This window comes from uncultured Zhongshania sp., assembly GCF_963975605.1.
GTDB classification, from domain to species: domain Bacteria; phylum Pseudomonadota; class Gammaproteobacteria; order Pseudomonadales; family Spongiibacteraceae; genus Spongiibacter; species Spongiibacter aquimaris.
Window position 1 is genome coordinate 61,587 of record NZ_CAXBHN010000005.1, and the last position, 18,054, is coordinate 79,640.

Sequence of the window (18,054 nt, forward strand, 5' to 3'; positions counted from 1 at the left end):
CTAGGTGCAAAAAAGCCCGGTGCGCTGAACTCACCGGGCAATCCTACTCCTAAGGAGTCAGGGGGAGACAAGTCTCCTAACGCGGGGCTGTTCTCACATACATTTAGGAGCAACAGCCTATTTAAAGTAGACGCAGATTTGCGATTACGCAAATTAATGCGCCTCATCCCAATTCGCACCCACACCCATCCCGACCTCCAAAGGTACAGATAAATCTGCTGCCGCCATCATCAGTTTTATCACTTCGGCCTTTACCGAATCCAGGGCCGCCGACGCTACTTCCAACACCAACTCGTCGTGAACTTGCATGATCATGCGGGCATCTACGCCACTTTCTGCCAAATAGCGATCTACTGCTATCATTGCTCGCTTGATGATATCGGCCGCCGTACCCTGCATTGGTGCGTTAATGGCCGTGCGTTCCGCTGCTTGTCGGCGCATTCCATTGCTGGCATTTATTTCCGGCAAATATAGGCGTCGACCAAACAAGGTTTCTACATAACCTTTTTCTGACGCCAATACCCGAGTTTCATCCATATAGCGCAACACGCCCGGGTAACGCTCAAAATAGAGGTCTATATATTCTTGAGCTTCTTTGCGGCCGATATGTAATTGCCGCGCAAGGCCAAAGGCCGACATGCCATAAATTAGACCAAAATTTATCGCCTTTGCATTGCGACGTTGCTCATCACTTACTTCGTCTAAAGCGACCCCGAACACCTCCGCAGCCGTGGCTTTATGGATGTCTTCACCCGCGGCAAAAGCGTCGATCAAGCCGCGATCGCCCGACAAGTGCGCCATAATGCGCAGCTCTATTTGAGAATAATCGGCCGCCAAAATGACATATCCCGGCGGCGCGATAAACGCCTGCCTAATCCGCCGCCCCTCAGCACTGCGAATTGGGATATTCTGCAAGTTAGGATCTGAAGAAGATAAGCGACCGGTTGCTGCCACCGCTTGGTGGTAAGAGGTGTGAATCCGACCGCTCGCCGGATCGATCAATAATGGTAATTTATCTGTATAAGTCGATTTAAGCTTGGCCATGCCGCGATGCTCGAGAAGCACCTTGGGAAGCGGGTAATCATGCGCTAGCTCAACCAAGACTTCCTCAGCAGTGGACGGCGCTCCCTTTGGGGTTTTCTTTATAACCGGAATGTTTAATCGCTCAAACAATATTTCACCCAACTGCTTTGGCGAGGCGAGATTAAATTCCCCTCCCGCCAAGTCATAAGCCTCTTTCTCCAGTGCCTGCATTTTCAAACCAAGCTCATGACTCTGCTTATTGAGCAAGTCACGGCTCACAAACGCACCGTTGCGCTCAATGCGCGACAAAACGGGCACCAGCGGTAGTTCGATATCACGGTAGACCGACATAAGCTCCGAGCACGCCTTTAACTGTGGAGACATCACTTGATGCAAGCGCAGGGTAATATCCGCATCTTCTGCTGCGTAGGGGCCGGCCTGTTCTAGAGCGACCTGATTAAAGGTCAGCTGCTTGGCGCCCTTGCCAGCAATATCTTCAAAATGGATAGTGCTGAGGCCCAAATGCTTCAGGGCGAGGGTGTCCATATCGTGACGACTACCAATAGAATCCAACACATAGGACTCAAGCATTGTGTCCTCGGTAATACCTCGAAGGGTAATACCGTGATTGAGCAGCACATTGGCATCGTATTTTAAGTTCTGACCCAGCTTAGCTTTGCTGGGGTCTTCTAAAATCGGTTTCAAGGCGGCCAAGACCATCTTCTCGTCGAGCTGATCTGGCGCGTCCAAATAATCGTGCCCAAAGGGGAGATAAGCCGCCTGACCAGCTTGCACCGCAAAGGACACACCGACTACCCGCGCCTGCATATAATTCAAACTGGTTGTTTCGGTATCAAAGGCAAACAATTGAGCCGCGCGCAATTTAGCGAGCCATTCATCAAACTGGCCCTGCGTTAAAATCAATTGGTAATCTGCTTCTCCTGAAAAAGCGGGCACAGCCTGCTCAGCGTCGCCGCCGCTTAGGAGATCTGCCTGCTCCACAGCTTCCGCACGCTCAGTGCGACTTAATTCTTGTATCCACGTTTTGAATTCAAACTCTGTAAACAGGCTCAACAAGCGCGCGTTATCTGGCTCAGTTGGCAAAAGCTCGGCCATAGACACCGCTAGCGGTACATCGCATTTAATTGTCGCCAAGGAGTAGGAAAGAAAAGCTTGCTCGCGACTATCTGCAAGTTTTTTAGCTATGCCTTTGGCGCCGCGGATTGGCAAGTCTGGCACCTTGTCGAGGTTTTGATAGATATCTTCCAAGCCACCCAGCGCTTGCAGTAGGGCGAGGGCCGTTTTCTCACCGACACCGGCAACACCGGGGATATTGTCGACTTTGTCGCCCATTAGCGCCAAAAAGTCGATGATTAGCTCCGGAGGAATACCAAACTTCTCATTGACCCCCGCAATATCCATCACGGTATCGGTCATGGTATTCACTAAAGTCACATGCTCATTCACCAGCTGCGCCATATCTTTATCGCCGGTTGATACCAGCACTGGACGCTCTATACCGGCCTGAGCCGCCAGAGTGCCAATAACGTCATCAGCTTCAACGCCATCAATTACCAACCGCGGCAATCCCATTGCATCAACGATGGCATTTATCGGCTCGACCTGACTGCGCAAGTCATCAGGCATAGGCGGGCGCTGCGCCTTGTACTGGGAATAAAGATCGTCGCGGAAAGTTTTGCCTTTGGCGTCAAATACCACAGCGATTGGGCTATCGGGGTAATCTTTCTGTAATCGGCGCAACATATTGATCACCCCCTTTATGGCGCCGGTGGGCTGGCCTGTTGAGGTGTTAAGCGGCGGCAGAGCGTGGAAAGCACGATACAAATAAGAGGAACCGTCAACTAAAACAAGGGGCTTTATGGCTGTCATGGGAGCGATTAGATACATCAATTATTGGAAAGAGGCAGTGTACCACGAGGCAGCCAAGCAACATTAGCTATGCAAAATAAGACGATGTGTTACCTATTTTCACAAATCGAGGTGGGTGACACCTTGGCAATTTGCCACATTACCGAGAAATTAACAAAAATTAAGAGGAGACCTTTTTATTATGTGTTACCTTACGTAACACAAGGTAACCTTTATCTTGTACAGGGCCAAACATGCCCAAATTGAAAGGAGTAATACAAATGAACAAAACTATCAGTGCAATCTTTATCCTGGTCGCCAGCACCATGGCAACTGCAGCAGAACCCAATATTGCAGACTCAGAGCCAATGGTCTTAGCCTACAATCAGGTCAATAGTGCCAAACTGCCTGATGCCAACATTGAGTACACCAGTCAGCGCTCAGCAGAACGCTTTCTAGAGCAAAACCTGGACGTTGTTGCCGCGAGCTTAAATGTCGAGCTTGAAGACAAAATTAGTAGCTTAATGACACCACGTATCGACGAATAAGCCCCCAGCTTAATGATTCGTCTTTACAGGCCACTAATGATCAAAACAGGTAAGAAACGCCTGCCCGAGCTGACGGTATAATCTCAAAAACCCGTCAGCACCTTCTTTGTTTCCGCTAGTATCAAACCGCGCCCCCAAGGGGTCTATTTCAATCACTCGTATGTCGAGATCTGCAATTAACGCATTCAGCATTGCCGGTGCATATTGCGGCTCCCTGAACACACAAGAAAACTCTCCCGCCTGCAATCGAGTACGCAAATCGACAATATGCCTTGCCCCCGGTAAACGGTCAGATCCCGCCATCACCATTTCACCTGCAGGTAAACCATGGTGGCGCTCAAAGCGACTAAAGCCATCATGCAGCAATAGATAAGGGCGACGCTCATGGCGAGCTATCTCTTCTTGCAACTGTTTATCGTACAGCCTGAATTCCGTACTAAACCGCGCCGCATTTGCATGAAAATAAGCGCCTCGCGACGGCAAACGATCTGATAACAAGCGCGCCACTCGCCGAGCAATGCTTTGGACCTCCTCTGCATCCATCCAAACATGAGGATCTTCGCTGTTCTTTAAATTTGGATAAAGAGCTACCGCGTTATCTTGTTTTTCCAATAACTTTTGTAAATAGGTTTCCAATACAGGCCCCACCCACAGCACTAAATCAGCGGAACGAATTCGCTGGGCATCTGAGGGCCGCAACTGGAAATCGTGAGGGGATACCGTCGCCGGCGCCAGCAGCTCTGCCGTAATTGCATCACCGCCAATATCCCGAACAATCATTTGCAAAGGCATAATACTGGACAGCACTACCGGCTTATCACTGCCTGCCCACGCCGCACCACTGAGCATCCAAGCCGTTAACACATACCACACTACAACTCTCAATTAATCGTCCCCATTGTTTATTACCGCCCAAATGCAATATTATAACATTTTATTTTATGCAGAACTTAAGCTCAATGCACAATATAGCTGAACATCACAACCATCAGCGTTGTATTGATGACGCCATGACCCGCGCAAGGGAGCTATGCCATAGCCGGCAAGTAAAGTTCACGCGTATTCGCGAACAGGTTTTAGCGTGTGTATGGGCTAACCATCAACCCGTAGGGGCTTATACCATTCTCGAGGAGTTAGCGAAAGATTCGAGCCGTCGCCCAGCCCCACCCACCGTGTACCGCGCACTAGATTTTTTGCTCGACAATGGCCTAGTGCATCGCATTACCTCATTGAATGCCTTCGTTGGCTGCAAAGACCCGAGCCACCGACATCAAGGACATTTTTTAATTTGCCGCCAGTGTCGAAATGCAACGGAACTAGACACCGATATTATCAATACCGCCATCAACACCGCGGCCAAACAACACGGTTTCTCTGTAGAAGTACCCTGTGTCGAAGTCGTTGGCTGCTGTGCCCACTGCAAGGAGAACCGCGACAATGATTGACTCTCCGCTGATCAAGCTGGATCACATCTCCTTAAAGCGTCAGCAACAAAGCCTGCTTAGCGATGTCAGCCTCAGCCTCATTCCACGCCAAATCATGACCATCATTGGCCCCAACGGGGCCGGTAAAAGCACCTTAATCAAAATTGCACTGGGATTAATAAAACCAGACAGCGGTAGTATATTTCGGCAGGCAAACCTCCGTATCGGGTATATGCCACAGCGCCTGACTCTTAACCCCTTAATGCCTTTGAGTGTAGAGCGCTTTTTATCAATGGCTAGCCCAAGCAAGCAAAATATCGCTAACGCGCTGGAGCGAACTGGTATTAGCCATCTGCGCAAACGCCCCTTGCACGACATTTCAGGTGGCGAAACCCAACGCGTGTTGCTAAGCCGCGCCTTATTAAGTGACCCCAAGTTACTGGTGCTAGACGAGCCCGCGCAAGGTGTCGATATCAGCGGACAAACTGAACTCTACGAACTGATCAATAATTTACGAGATACTTTGGGCTGCGCAGTATTAATGGTATCCCATGATTTACACTGGGTTATGGCACAAACCGATACGGTTATTTGCTTAAATCAGCACGTTTGCTGTCATGGCCACCCTGAACACGTTAGCAACGATCCGGCGTATTTATCACTATTTGGCCGACGCCACGCCGAAGCCGTCGCACTTTATCAACACGACCACGACCATCAGCACGACATTCACGGCGATGTTGTATGCGAGCACCGTCACCATGATTGATATTCTATTTAACGCCCTTATTGCCGGTTTACTGGTGGCCTCCTTATGCGGTCCCCTCGGCGCCCTGGTGACCTGGCAGCGCATGGCGTATTACGGCGACACTCTCGCCCATTCTGCGTTACTTGGTCTTGCGCTGGGTTTAACCTTACAAGCAAACTTGCAATATAGCGTGTTACTGACTTGTATGATTATCGCAATCGCTCTTTTCGCCCTGCAGTGGTGGCGCGATATTGCGCTAGATAGCCTGCTGGGTATTTTGTCCCACAGCAGTCTCGCGCTAGGTTTGGTGTGCTTGTCATTTTTAGACAATCAACAGTTAGATTTAAACGGTTTCTTATTCGGTGATTTACTAGCCATAGCCAAAGAAGATCTTATCAGTCTTGCTGTTATTTGCGGCATAGTTATGGCGCTATTGTTTCGCTACTGGCCAGCGCTTGTTGCCGTGACCGCGCACGCAGAACTTGCCGAGATAGAAGGGCTCCCCGTGAAGCGTTTACGGCTGCTATTAATGCTTATGGTAGCCGCGACAGTCGCAGTTGCGATGAAAATAGTTGGGGTGCTCTTGATCACCGCCATGCTGATCATCCCCGCTTCCGCGGTAGGTCGTTTTGCCCGCAGCCCGGAACAAGCGGCTGTACTGGCAATAATTTGTGGCGCCATCGCCGTTATGTCCGGCTTAGCAGGGGCGTGGTATTGGGATACTCCGGCAGGCCCTAGTATCGTACTAGGCGCCGGATGTTTATTTGTGCTGGGACAATTAGGACCGAGTTATCGGCGCGGCTAAATAACTCGGCGTCATTTACTAGAAACTTAGTAGTATTCTCTAATTGATAAATAGGCGCGCTTCATTTTACTAATCTCTAACGGCGCTCTAAAAAAACCGACGGAATGCCCTTTAGGGTTAACCAAAGCCACATTGGCACTATGTTCAACTTGATAATTGCTGCCGCCGCCAGGAACCTTGGTAAAGGGAATATTCAGCGATGTAGCAAAGCGATGAATTTCCAAAAAGTCACCCGTAATGCCGCGAAATGCCGGATGGAAGAAATCTAAATAACTGTGCAATTGCTCTGGAGTATCGCGGGCCGGATCAACACTAGCCAACCATATCTGAGTATCTGCTTGCACTTCAGGGTCCAGCTCCTGATAAAAGGATTTCAATTGCGCAAGCGTCGTTGGACAAATATCTGGACAGTAGGTAAAGCCAAAAAACACTAGACTCCATTGGCCCTGAAATGTCGTCGGTGTTACCTGCTCGCCACGATCATCCGACAAAGTAAAATTTGGCAGCAAGCGGGGATTTTCGTAGAGATAAGCACCTTGCGATTTTAGCTCTTCGGTTGTCATCACTCGCGCACGGGTGAAAGAATAGAAAAACCCGCCCACCAAAATTATCGCCACCGAGAAAATCGCTAAAACGGTTAAGCGAATACCGCGGTCTCGCTTTGCTGTGGCATTTTGCTGTTTTTCATCAGTCATTAGTAATCAACCTCAAAAATAGTGATCGCCGGCAACAAATAGTGATCCAATAACATAATCATAAACAATGCCATCAGATATATGATGGAGTATTTAAAGGTGGCCATCGGCGCCTTGGGGTTATTGCCCCGCATTAAAACAATCGCCCAGTAAATAAACCCGGCGCCAAGACACACGGCGCCCAATAAATACAGAGTGCCGCTCATGCCAGTTGCAAAGGGTAATAACGTCACCACAAACAATAAAATGGTGTAAAGCAAAGTATGCAATTTTGTATAGCCAATGCCATGGGTAACCGGCAACATCGGAATCTCTACCTTTGCATAATCGTCTCTGCGATGAATTGCCAAAGCCCAAAAATGTGGTGGCGTCCAAATGAAAATGATCAATACCAGTAATAAAGCGTGCCCTTCAACTTGGTTGGTTACTGCAGTCCACCCCAACAGTGGCGGTGCCGCACCGGCAATACCACCAATGACAATATTCTGTGGTGTCGCACGCTTGAGATACAGGGTGTAAACCACTGCATAACCAAGCAGTGAAGCTAAAGTAAGCCACGCAGTTAAGGCATTCACTTTAATCAGCAGAATCGCCATACCTAAGCCGCCAATTACCGCAGCAAAAATTGCTGCATCGCGGGTTTTTACACGCCCCTGAGCAATGGGGCGATTGTGGGTCCGCGCCATAACTAGATCAATACGACTGTCGACCAAATGATTCACCGCCGCCGCCGCACCGGCACAAAGTGCAATGCCTAGGTTGCCATAAACCAAGGGTTCCCACGGCACCATGCCCGGCACTGACATAAACATGCCGATCACCGAAGTTAGCAACATCAAGAGTACAACATTGGGTTTACACAGTTCGTAATAATCTCGCCAGTTTGCTGACTCGACCTTTGGCTGCGTCATACTCGAATTCCCCCGCGGTTTACCGCCGCTGTATATACAAAATAAGTGATGGTGACCTGCGTCAGTAAAAGTAGGGCGCCAACCAAATTGTGTGCTACCGCAACGTCGATAGGAAATTGGAACACAATATTACTAATACCCAAGCTAATCTGAACCACCAATACAAGCAGCGTAACAACCGCGAGTTTTTTCGCTGCGACCAAACCCAAACCACACAACTTGATCGCCAAAAATATTAAATACGCTGCGGTCACAATTGCGCCAACACGATGACTAAAATGAATTGCCACCCGCGCCGCGTTGTCCATTGTCCCGCCCAGGTAATTGGGACCAATATGCTGGCCAACGTTAAAGCCGTCGGTGAAATTCATTGGCGGCAACCAAGCACCCTGACATGTTGGAAAATCAGGACACGCTATATCTGCATAATTCGACGTCGTCCAACCGCCCAAGGCAATCTGTGTTACGACAATCAACAAGCCAATAACGGCTAATGGTCGAATCGACTTTAGTTTGTTTTCTGCGATCGCTGGAATTTGCCAGCGGGAATTATTGAGTCGAAGCGTGAGCAACCACAGCAAGCTAAGCGTGGTGAAGCCACCAAGCAAATGCGCTGTAACCACCTGTGGCCACAGTTTTAAGGTTACGGTCCACATGCCAAACATGCCTTGCAATATAATAAAGGCCAGCAAAAACATCGGCAGCTTTACAGGTTGCTCTGGTTCGCGACTACGCAGGGAAAATACCAAGATCCCAATCGTAAATAAGCCCAAGCTTGAAGCCAGATAGCGATGAATCATTTCCGGCCAAGTTTTATCGTGCTCAACAGGTGTTTCGGGAAATGCCTCATTGGCACGCGCCACCTCATGGTCTTCGCTGGGCCACAAAACATGACCATAGCACCCCGGCCAGTCAGGGCACCCTAAGCCCGCGTCAGCCAATCGAGTAAACACGCCCATGCCCAATACAATAACGGCAACAAAACAGGCAATCAGCGTCAGAAGAAAACCTGCTTTGCGTTGCTCTGGTGCATTAAATAAAGCCATAGTTAAATTCCGTGTTCGCTATTCTTTCCGCGCCGATTACTTAATCAAACGCCCCATATCTTTGAGGACGTCCTTGCCTAATGTAGTCAGCGTTTGCTGCTCCGTATCCCCCGCGCGGTAATACATCATTACCCAGCCCATCGGATCGACAACGTAAAAGGCACGGGAATCGAAAGGATTAATTTCTAGGTTTTTTAATTTGCTTAAAAACGGCGTACCGTCGGCATGTAAAACCGTAAGGTCGCTATGCTCTGCTTCAATAAAATCACGCAACGATGGCGACAAAGGCCCTTCCGTCGCAAGATAAATACGCTCAACTCGATCGACTTTTTTACCCAACGCAGTATGTGTTTGCCGTGTTAAATAAAGCATGCGCTCGCAGGCATCAATACAGTTTTGACCACCAACCACCATGAACACCCAGCGAGAATCCGCATGGTTAAAAAGGAATTCACCGCCATCAATGCGCTGGGGGTGTAAGTCACCAAGTTGTACCGGTGGATTGATCAAAGTGCCGCGATTAACGGTACGGAAATTAATGATATTTTCCTTGGCAAGATAATAAACTGCGCTAGACAATAAAATGACGACAATTGGAATACCTAATATCAAACTAAGAAGACGCTTACCGCGCTTGGGGTCTACAGTTGTTGTCATAGCTCTTTGTTCTCTTCGTCTTTGCGGCGCTTAAGTAGCTCAGCCAAATTTGTGTTAAGGAAAATAAAAATAATGCCTAAGGCCAAGGCCATCGCAAACCACTGCACGGCGTACCCGGTGTGTTTTGCCGGTGTAACATTCACTACCAGTCGCTCGGTCTGAAATGCCCCTGTACTGCTTTCATCAAGCCGCAGACTGACCGGCAGCATGTTTTGAAATTCCTGCTTAACAGTATCAATATCCAACCACTGTTGGCGGCGTGGCCAACCAGTCTGAACGTCGCTACCCAAACTAAAGTTTTTATCCTCACTGCGATAAAGCTCACCGCTAATGGTGACAAGACCTTTGGGAAACGTCACTACCGGAACAGTTCGACGGGAGGCGTCGCCCTCAATCCAACCGCGATCAACTAGTAACTGACTTCCATCCACTTGGATAAAAACCGCCATTATCTCATATCCGAATCGACCGTGAGAAATTCGATTATCGAGCAACCAATATTTCTCAGGATCAAACTCACCCACAGCATAAACGGGGCGGTAATTTGGATAGGCGTCAAGATCTGCGATATTCACGGCAGGTAGTAAACGACGCTCTTCAAAGTTGGCCAGCAATACTTGTTTTTCATCCGCTCTACGCAGCTGCCAGCATCCGAGGCTCACCAACACTGGCAAAATTAAAATTATCGCCAGTACCGACTTCCAATCGAGCTGCCACTGAAACCTTGTCCGCTGGCTAGCCATTTATGAAATCCTATTGTGTATACTGCGGCAAACAAAAGAGGAGGCTTACCGCTATGTGGTTAAAGATTGTCATAATCGTGCTATTTATCGCACTCGTCATCAGCCTATTTAGTGGGCTGTTCTTTTTAATGCAAGACCGCGGTACAACCATGCGAACTTGGCAGTCGCTTAAGGTACGCCTAATTATCGCAAGCTTGCTGATGGGCTTCCTGTTTTATGGCGTATTCACAGGGAAGCTAGGCTCTAACGCACCGTGGGATCAACGCTACTTAGATTCTGGTGAGGCGGTCCTGCAGACACCTTAGTTCTGGCAAGAAAAAACTTGGCCGGTACCACCCGCTTACTATGTAAGCAGATGTACCGGCCAAGTCCATTGAGCGACTAGTTGAGTGCGCTTACAAGATGTAAACGAACAAGAACAAGAATACCCAAACCACGTCTACAAAGTGCCAGTACCAAGACGATGCCTCAAAGCCAAACTGGTCTTCTGCCGAGAAGTGCCCTTTAGTTTTTGAACGCAACCACTGTACTAACAACATGAAGGTACCCATTGCCACGTGAAAGCCGTGGAAACCGGTCAACATGAAGAACGTCGTACCGTAAACACCGCTGTTCAAACGGATGCCGTACTCAAACAGAGCCTCATGGTATTCCATGTACTGTAGGTACAAGAAGATACAGCCCAGAGCAACGGTAATAAACAGCCAGATATTAAACTTTTTGCGGTCATTCTGCTTAATGCCCATATGAGCAATGTGGCAGGTGAAACTTGAAGCCAACAGAATTACCGTGTTGTAGAGCGGTAACCAGTGACCAATGTTTGCAAAACCTGGGAACGACAAGCTGCGCTCAGCACCAACGAATGCACCGTTGTTTGCCAAATGTCCAGCCGCTGCCTGAGCCTGTACGCCACCAATTGCGTCTTGCGGTGTTTCCAGCAGAGGCCACGTGTACTCAAAACCAGGCCACAACAGGGTATTCATTGCACCGGCACCTTCACCCGCCAACCATGGCGCAGAAAGGTTGCGGATGTAGAACAGCGCGCCGAAGAATGCGCCGAAGAACATCACTTCAGAGAAGATAAACCACTGCATACCAATCACATAGGATTGCTTAAGCTGTGCACTGTTCATGCCCGCACGGTTTTCACGAATCGTCGTGCTAAACCATACAAACAGAGTAGCCGCCAACCAAAATAAACCGGCATATAGAATAAAGCCGGAATTGGTATCTTCGCCTGCACGATAACTGCTGTCATTAATGACGCTGGCAGCGCCATAAACGATAGCTGTCATACCAATCGATGCGCTGACAGCAAGCTTGCTACTGTCGGGCACGTAGTAAGTTTCGTGCCCTGTATTGCTTTGACCCGCCATTGTTAAATCTCCATTTTCTCGGGAGAGAAAAATCTCTTTTCTATTTCGATGATGCCGCAACAGAATCCTGTTTCGCCGCCATCTCGGTTACATCAAAAATTGTGTACGACAAGGTAATTACGTGGATATCTTTGGGTAAATCGCGATCGATAATAAATTGTAGTGCCAAATCTGCGTTTTTTCCTGCCGCTAAGGGCTGCTGATTAAAACAGAAACATTCAGTTTTGTGGAAATACTCAGCAGCGCGGGACGGAACAATGCTGGGAATTGCCTGCGACACCATGAACTTATCTTGCGTATTCTTTGCGTAATAAGTGACTTGATTAGATTCACCTGGGTGAACCTCAATCTGACTGGTGTTTGGCGCAAACTCCCAAGGCATCATTTCATTGTTTTGCGCAACAAACTGTACCTTCACAATTCTATTCGTATCGATTTGACTATCTACAACCGTGTACTGCTGACCGTTAGTCTTCCCGTTAATGCCCAACGCTTCACACAACGCATTGTAAAGCGGGGGCATAACCCACATGGCGAACGCAAACATTACAACTACCAAACCCGCCAGCTTAACGCTGAGCACTTTGATATTTTTGTCTGCCTGAGTCGCCATAATTACTGCCTCTTACTTAAGCTGGGGCGGAGTCGTAAAGGTGTGGTATGGCGCAGGCGTAGGCACTGTCCATTCCAAAGTCGTTCCACCTTCCCATACTTTCGGATCGCTGACCGGCTTGCCGTGGGTAATTGTTCTAACAATATTGAATAAGAACAACAACTGGCTGGCACCGTAAATAAACGCCCCGATCGATGACATCATATTGAAGTCAGCAAACATCAGGTTGTAGTCAGGAATACGACGCGGCATACCTGCCAGACCCACAAAGTGCTGCGGGAAGAAAGTCAGGTTGAAACCAATGAACGAGATCCAGAAATGGGTTTTACCCATCGTCTCGTTGTACATTTTGCCGGTCCACTTTGGAATCCAGTAGTACACGGCAGAAGACAGCGCGAAGATCGCACCTGCAACCATTGTGTAGTGGAAGTGAGCAACAACAAAGTAACTGTCGTGATACTGGAAGTCAGCAGGCGCAATTGCCAGCATCAGACCAGAGAAACCACCGACGGTGAACAAGAACACCTTGGCGATCGCAAACAGCATTGGCGTTTCAAGCGTAATAGAACCCTTGAACATGGTGGTGATCCAGTTGAACACCTTCGCCGCCGTTGGTACCGCAATTAACATAGTGGCGTACATAAAGAACAGTTCGCCAGCAATCGGCATACCTACCGTGTACATATGGTGAGCCCATACGATGAACGACAAGAACGCGATTGATGATGTTGCGTAAACCATTGAGTCATAACCGAACAAAGGCTTGCGAGAGAAGGTTGGAATAACCTCTGACACGACACCAAATGCTGGCAGAATGATGATGTAAACTTCTGGGTGACCAAAGAACCAGAATACATGCTGGAACAAGACTGGGTCACCACCGCCGGCCGCACTAAAGAAGCTGGTACCGAAGTGAATATCCATCAACATCATGGTTACTGCACCGGCCAATACCGGCATTACAGCAACTAATAAGAACGCAGTGATCAACCAAGTCCATACAAACATCGGCATTTTCATGTAGGTCATGCCAGGCGCGCGCATATTAACTACAGTAGCGATGATGTTGATGGAACCCATGATCGACGATATACCCATGGCGTGAACCGCGAATATAAAGAAGGTCACGCTTGGTGGCGCATACGTCGTAGACAGTGGCGCGTAGAACGTCCAACCAAAGTTAGGACCACCCCCATCCATAAACAAGGTAGACGCCAGCAATAGGAACGTTGGTGGCAATATCCAGAACGACCAGTTGTTCATCCGTGGCAAAGCCATATCTGGCGCGCCGATCATCATCGGAATCATCCAGTTAGCCAAACCAACGAAGGCCGGCATAATGGCACCGAAAACCATGACCAAACCATGCATGGTGGTCATCTGGTTGAAAAACTCAGGCTGGACTATTTGCAAGCCTGGTTGAAAAAGCTCGGCGCGAATAATCATAGCGAACGAGCCGCCTAATAAAAACATCGCAAAGCTGAACCACAAGTACATCGTACCGATGTCTTTATGGTTGGTGGTAAATAACCACCGAGTCAAACCTTTAGCAGGTCCGTGATGAGCACCCATGGTGTAATCCCCCTACTGACCTTTCTTGAATTTGTAAATATCAACTGGCTGCAACATGTCACCCATGTTGTTACCAAAGGCGTTGCGCTGATATGTAATTACAGCAGCAAGATCCACCTCATTTAGCTGACTACCAAATGCTGGCATAGCTGTGCCAGGTACACCGTTCACAACGCGATCGGTGTGCTCTTTCATTGCGCCGGTCGCAATTGGGCTACCAGCGATTGCGTTACCAACACCGCCTTCGCCGTTTGCACCATGACACGCTGAACAGCTACTGGTGTACACAGACTTGCCGCGCTCGACCAACTCTTCCAAAGAAAAGTCTTTTGCCATTAACTCTTTAATCTCAGCAGCGGCGGCTTGCTTCTCGCCCAACCACGCCTGGTACTGAGGTTCTTCAACCACGTTAACCACAATTGGCATAAAGCCGTGGTTACGTCCACATAGCTCCGCACACTGGCCGCGGTAAACACCGGTTTCAGTCGCTTTAGTCCATGCTTCGTTGATGAAACCAGGAATCGCATCGCGTTTAACAGCCAGTGCAGGTACCCACCACGCGTGCAATACGTCGTTAGCCGTTACCAGAAAGCGCACCTTGGTGTTAACTGGAATAACTAATGGCTCATCAACTTCTAACAAGTAGTTGGAGCCTTTGGCTTCGGTGTTCGCAATTTCTGCGCCATCGGTCGACAGGTTCGAAAAGAAACTGATGTTGTCGCCATTCGGGTTGATGTATTCGTATTTCCACTTCCACTGGTAACCGGTGATCAAAATATCAAGATCAGCGTCATCAGTGTCGTAGATTTCGATAAGTGTTTTTGTGGCTGGAACAGCCATAAACAACAAAACCAGAAATGGAACTATTGTCCAAGCAATTTCCACGCGGGTATTTTCGTGAAAAGTTGCCGGCTCCTGATGACGCTCTTTGCGGTAGGCAAATACCGAGTAAAACATCACGCCAAAAACCACTATGCCTGTTACGACACAAATGTAGAAAACCCACATATGCAAATCGTAAATTTGATGACCAACCTCGGTAACACCGGGGGCCATATTGGTTTGCCAACGCTCGCCTGCTTCGGCCCATGCGCCGGCACTAAACAGACTTAGCAGCATTAGCACAGGACTAAGCGCCAGCTTAAGCAGCCGTTTCGCTTGTAAATACATTCCCGTGTCTCCATGTACAGTTAATAAAGACCCCTAAGCCGGTTTGGACAGGCGATGGACAAGTTTTTGATCTGCCGGGGGAACACAATCGTTAAATTGAACTCTTAAACAGACACAAACAAATCCCAGTGCGAATTTCGTAAAATCCGTATTGAGATTCATTCGTAATTTGTGCATCGCTTTACCCGTAAACACTACTTTGGGTGCGACAAAACGCCGCAATTATAAACCCGTTAAATGCACCAGCGCTACTCTGCATTAAAGGATTAAGCTGTGGCTTTCAACTTAGTCCCGTCACTTTCAGCCTATCCCCACCAATTAAAGGGTTAATGTGCGACTGTAACCACTAGATATAGGGTAAAATCTAATTTAATCCTGACCTCAAGTTCAGTTTGTTTCCGCCCTAATTTTGTGCGCTTAGGCCTAGTTAAGCGATATGCCTCACCCATGACCACTGCGAACCCTGTCAAGCTACGCATTCGAGCCCTAGCTGGGCCAATGATCCTTGCAAATTTATCTGTGCCACTTCTTGGTATCGTCGATACCGCCATCCTCGGCCATCTCAGCGACAGTCGCTACCTAAGTGCCGTTGCAATAAGCACCAGCCTGCTTGCCTTCATGTACTGGGGGTTCGGCTTTTTAAGAATGGGCACTACCGGCGCTAGCGCCCAAGCGCATAACGACAAGGAGGGCGCCGGCTTACTTATAAAAGCGCTCGCCTTTAGCTGGGCTATTGCCGCGCTTATACTTCTCGGCGGGAACTTACTCGGCCATATTGGCTTATCAATAATGAATGCTGACGAAGTTCTGCATCCCTTAGCCCAAAGCTACTTATCAATTCGCCTATACAGCGCACCCGCCGTTCTCGGCACCTATGTGGTGGTAGGCTGGCTCATAGGTCAACAACAAACTCGCTGGCCTCTGGCCATAGCAGTAGCAAGCAACATCCTTAATATTGGCCTAGATTACCTATTTATTATCAAATGGGGCTACCAAAGCGACGGCGCAGCCGCTGCCAGTGCTATCAGTGAATATTGCGGCTTTTGTCTAGCACTATGGTCAGTTCGGATGCCGCTAGCGCGAATGCTAAGACTTGGCATACCGCAAACTTGGTCATACGGGCCCAGTCTTAAGACGCTTTTTAGTAGCAATTTACAGCTTTTTATTCGCACTGCTGCACTGCTATTTAGCATTGCTTTCTTTACCGCCCAAAGCGCTGCCCTTGGTCAAAACCAGCTCGCGGCGAACGCTATACTACTGCAGCTTATGATGATTAGTGCATATGGCTTAGATGGTTTTGCCCATGCTGCTGAGGCACTTGTGGGGGAAGCTTACAAGCGTCGAGATCCTAACATCCTGATGGCTGTATGCCGCGCCTGTACTAATTATTGCGCGATAACAGCCATCGCCGTGAGCGCACTTTTATTTCTACTTAAACCCCTGATCATTAACGGAATGACTGATTTGCCAGCCGTGAACGGGCTGCTTAATGAGTATTATTTCTGGCTCGTTTGGCTTCCGCTGCTTTGCGCGCCCAGCTACCTGCTCGATGGCATTTACATTGGGGCGCTAAAAACCAGGGCCATGCAATGGTGCATGATATTTTGCGTATGTGCCGTATACCTGCCGCTCTGGGCTGCCACGCGACACTGGGGCAACCACGGGCTCTGGTTAACGTTCAGTGTATTTAATTTGGCCCGCGGTATAAGTTTAGCCACGCTATTTAAGCAAAGTGTGTTAAAAAATCTACCCGCGCGGAAATCCGAAGTTCGCTACCATCCGTAACACAAAAACAATATCACTCAACGCAAGATCCCGAAACTCACGCAAGATAGCCGTTAGCGGTTGATTAATCCGCAAACCTGCGTAACAATATTTGTGCATATAGGTATCACCCCTCCTGCCCAACGTCTTGAAACCATTTTGCGTCATTTTTTATTTAGAGGTATGACCAATGAGAAACACCGCCAATATACTGGCCCTATTGTTACTGAGTGTTATCAGTAATGGCGTTTTTGCCGACTGTGCGGCGCGCGCGGCTTATCGCGCACCTGAGATTCCCAGATTACAAGAAACGACGTTTGCGCAAGTTGTGAAACTTGAAAAAGAAGTCCGCAATTACATTGAGGATGCAGACCAACGATTAGAAGCCTGCGGCAAAAAGGTTTCGCCTGTCAGCTACAACGCGGCAATCAATCGCATGGAAAGAGTCACGAACGCATATAACGAGCTTGTCGTGTTCTACAAGCAAAACGACGTCCGCTCCACCTTCGCCGCCAACTAATCTACTTTTCAGCCGATTCAAACGGCAACTCCTCGATCCAAAGCAGTAAATCAGTTACGCCTACATCCACACCCTGCTGACTCAGCAGGGTGGTTACCTGACCGCGATGATGCGCCTGATGATTAAAGAAATGCTGTAACACCAATCCAAACGGCTTGCAGAAATCGTGGCCTTTACTGTTTTTATAAGCTAGCGGGCGATCAAAACTCACTTCTTGTAAATTCTCCGTCCACGCACAAATCGTTGTATCAAGCGCTCGTCGAACGCGAAACAACTCTTCAAAATCTTCATGCAATACTTGATTTAAGGCGGTAGGACGCGCCATGGCTGCCACATCTGAAAGGTGATTCGCAGCGGAAAAGTGATGCACCGCAAAGCGCTGCAACCACATGACATCTGCCACGTAGAGGTGATTTAAGGTGCCTAAAATTGAGTGAAAAAAGGCACCGACATTACTGGCTAACTGATCCTCATCCATGGCCGCCGCTGCCGCGTATAGACGCTGATTCATATCTCGGTTATATCGGCCCATCAATTCAAACTGTTGTTGACGCCCCATTTTAAAACTCC

The 18,054-nt window shown here is 48.6% G+C and carries 19 protein-coding genes; 7 read left to right on the forward strand and 12 right to left on the reverse strand.

Going from position 1 to position 18,054, the window contains the following annotated elements; translation table 11 throughout:
• Positions 1-153: 153 nt before the first annotated feature.
• Positions 154-2,913: a DNA polymerase I gene (polA, locus tag AAC007_RS06760; RefSeq protein ID WP_339675476.1), complete on the reverse strand. Its 2,760-nt coding sequence runs from the start codon at positions 2,911-2,913 to the stop codon at positions 154-156.
• Between the two features lie 260 nt (positions 2,914-3,173).
• On the opposite strand from polA, the gene AAC007_RS06765 reads away from it, so the two are divergent.
• On the forward strand, positions 3,174-3,440 hold the full coding sequence (locus AAC007_RS06765; protein WP_295873434.1) for a hypothetical protein: 267 nt from the start codon (positions 3,174-3,176) through the stop codon (positions 3,438-3,440).
• 33 nt (positions 3,441-3,473) lie between these two features.
• Here the strand turns inward: AAC007_RS06765 and AAC007_RS06770 are convergent, their stop codons facing one another.
• On the reverse strand, positions 3,474-4,325 hold the full coding sequence (locus AAC007_RS06770; RefSeq protein ID WP_295873432.1) for a zinc ABC transporter substrate-binding protein: 852 nt from the start codon (positions 4,323-4,325) through the stop codon (positions 3,474-3,476).
• Between the two features lie 74 nt (positions 4,326-4,399).
• On the opposite strand from AAC007_RS06770, the gene AAC007_RS06775 reads away from it, so the two are divergent.
• The 3 genes from AAC007_RS06775 to AAC007_RS06785 are packed head-to-tail and all read left to right on the forward strand — an operon-like array spanning position 4,400 to position 6,417.
• On the forward strand, positions 4,400-4,885 hold the full coding sequence (locus tag AAC007_RS06775) for a Fur family transcriptional regulator (protein ID WP_339675480.1): 486 nt from the start codon (positions 4,400-4,402) through the stop codon (positions 4,883-4,885).
• Complete coding sequence (gene znuC, locus AAC007_RS06780) at positions 4,881-5,633, forward strand: zinc ABC transporter ATP-binding protein ZnuC (protein ID WP_339675646.1); 753 nt, start codon at positions 4,881-4,883, stop codon at positions 5,631-5,633. Before AAC007_RS06775 ends, znuC begins: the two co-directional genes overlap by 5 nt.
• A complete protein-coding gene (locus AAC007_RS06785) occupies positions 5,626-6,417 on the forward strand; it encodes a metal ABC transporter permease (protein ID WP_296436684.1) in 792 nt (263 codons plus the stop codon). Before znuC ends, AAC007_RS06785 begins: the two co-directional genes overlap by 8 nt.
• A 26-nt stretch (positions 6,418-6,443) precedes the next feature.
• Here the strand turns inward: AAC007_RS06785 and AAC007_RS06790 are convergent, their stop codons facing one another.
• The 5 genes from AAC007_RS06790 to AAC007_RS06810 are packed head-to-tail and all read right to left on the reverse strand — an operon-like array spanning position 6,444 to position 10,469.
• Positions 6,444-7,112 carry an SCO family protein gene (locus AAC007_RS06790; protein ID WP_295873424.1) on the reverse strand — a complete coding sequence of 223 codons (669 nt, stop codon included), beginning with the start codon at positions 7,110-7,112 and terminating at the stop codon, positions 6,444-6,446.
• Complete coding sequence (gene cyoE, locus AAC007_RS06795; RefSeq protein WP_295873423.1) at positions 7,112-8,023, reverse strand: heme o synthase; 912 nt, start codon at positions 8,021-8,023, stop codon at positions 7,112-7,114. Before cyoE ends, AAC007_RS06790 begins: the two co-directional genes overlap by 1 nt.
• Complete coding sequence (locus AAC007_RS06800; RefSeq protein ID WP_339675484.1) at positions 8,020-9,069, reverse strand: COX15/CtaA family protein; 1,050 nt, start codon at positions 9,067-9,069, stop codon at positions 8,020-8,022. Before AAC007_RS06800 ends, cyoE begins: the two co-directional genes overlap by 4 nt.
• Positions 9,070-9,105: 36 nt before the next feature.
• Complete coding sequence (locus AAC007_RS06805) at positions 9,106-9,726, reverse strand: hypothetical protein (RefSeq protein ID WP_296436685.1); 621 nt, start codon at positions 9,724-9,726, stop codon at positions 9,106-9,108.
• On the reverse strand, positions 9,723-10,469 hold the full coding sequence (locus tag AAC007_RS06810; RefSeq protein ID WP_295873419.1) for an SURF1 family protein: 747 nt from the start codon (positions 10,467-10,469) through the stop codon (positions 9,723-9,725). The genes AAC007_RS06805 and AAC007_RS06810 overlap by 4 nt, the downstream gene beginning before the upstream one ends.
• Positions 10,470-10,522: 53 nt before the next feature.
• On the opposite strand from AAC007_RS06810, the gene AAC007_RS06815 reads away from it, so the two are divergent.
• Positions 10,523-10,774, forward strand: a complete 252-nt coding sequence (locus AAC007_RS06815; protein ID WP_295873418.1) for a DUF2909 domain-containing protein — start codon at positions 10,523-10,525, stop codon at positions 10,772-10,774.
• A 90-nt stretch (positions 10,775-10,864) separates the two neighbouring features.
• Here AAC007_RS06815 and AAC007_RS06820 read toward each other — a convergent pair whose 3' ends face one another.
• From AAC007_RS06820 to coxB, 4 genes are read right to left on the reverse strand one after another with little or no spacing between them, the layout of a single operon-like run.
• Complete coding sequence (locus tag AAC007_RS06820) at positions 10,865-11,845, reverse strand: cytochrome c oxidase subunit 3 (protein WP_295873415.1); 981 nt, start codon at positions 11,843-11,845, stop codon at positions 10,865-10,867.
• Between the two features lie 40 nt (positions 11,846-11,885).
• Positions 11,886-12,458: a cytochrome c oxidase assembly protein gene (locus tag AAC007_RS06825; RefSeq protein WP_219043342.1), complete on the reverse strand. Its 573-nt coding sequence runs from the start codon at positions 12,456-12,458 to the stop codon at positions 11,886-11,888.
• Positions 12,459-12,470: 12 nt separating this feature from the next.
• Positions 12,471-14,030 (reverse strand): cytochrome c oxidase subunit I, encoded by a 1,560-nt coding sequence (ctaD, locus tag AAC007_RS06830; protein ID WP_219043341.1) that lies wholly within the window; start codon positions 14,028-14,030, stop codon positions 12,471-12,473.
• Positions 14,031-14,042: 12 nt separating this feature from the next.
• Entirely contained in the window at positions 14,043-15,200 is a 1,158-nt protein-coding gene (gene coxB, locus AAC007_RS06835; RefSeq protein WP_295873410.1) for a cytochrome c oxidase subunit II, read from the reverse strand.
• Between the two features lie 447 nt (positions 15,201-15,647).
• Between coxB and AAC007_RS06840 the strand changes: the two genes are divergently transcribed.
• The gene (locus AAC007_RS06840; protein WP_339675490.1) at positions 15,648-16,985 is read left to right on the forward strand and encodes an MATE family efflux transporter; all 1,338 of its coding nucleotides are present in this window, start codon (positions 15,648-15,650) and stop codon (positions 16,983-16,985) included.
• 169 nt (positions 16,986-17,154) lie between these two features.
• The gene (locus AAC007_RS06845) at positions 17,155-17,484 is read left to right on the forward strand and encodes a hypothetical protein (protein WP_295873406.1); all 330 of its coding nucleotides are present in this window, start codon (positions 17,155-17,157) and stop codon (positions 17,482-17,484) included.
• Between the two features lies 1 nt (position 17,485).
• Here AAC007_RS06845 and AAC007_RS06850 read toward each other — a convergent pair whose 3' ends face one another.
• Positions 17,486-18,043 (reverse strand): DinB family protein, encoded by a 558-nt coding sequence (locus tag AAC007_RS06850; protein ID WP_296435135.1) that lies wholly within the window; start codon positions 18,041-18,043, stop codon positions 17,486-17,488.
• Between the last annotated feature and the right edge of the window lie 11 nt (positions 18,044-18,054).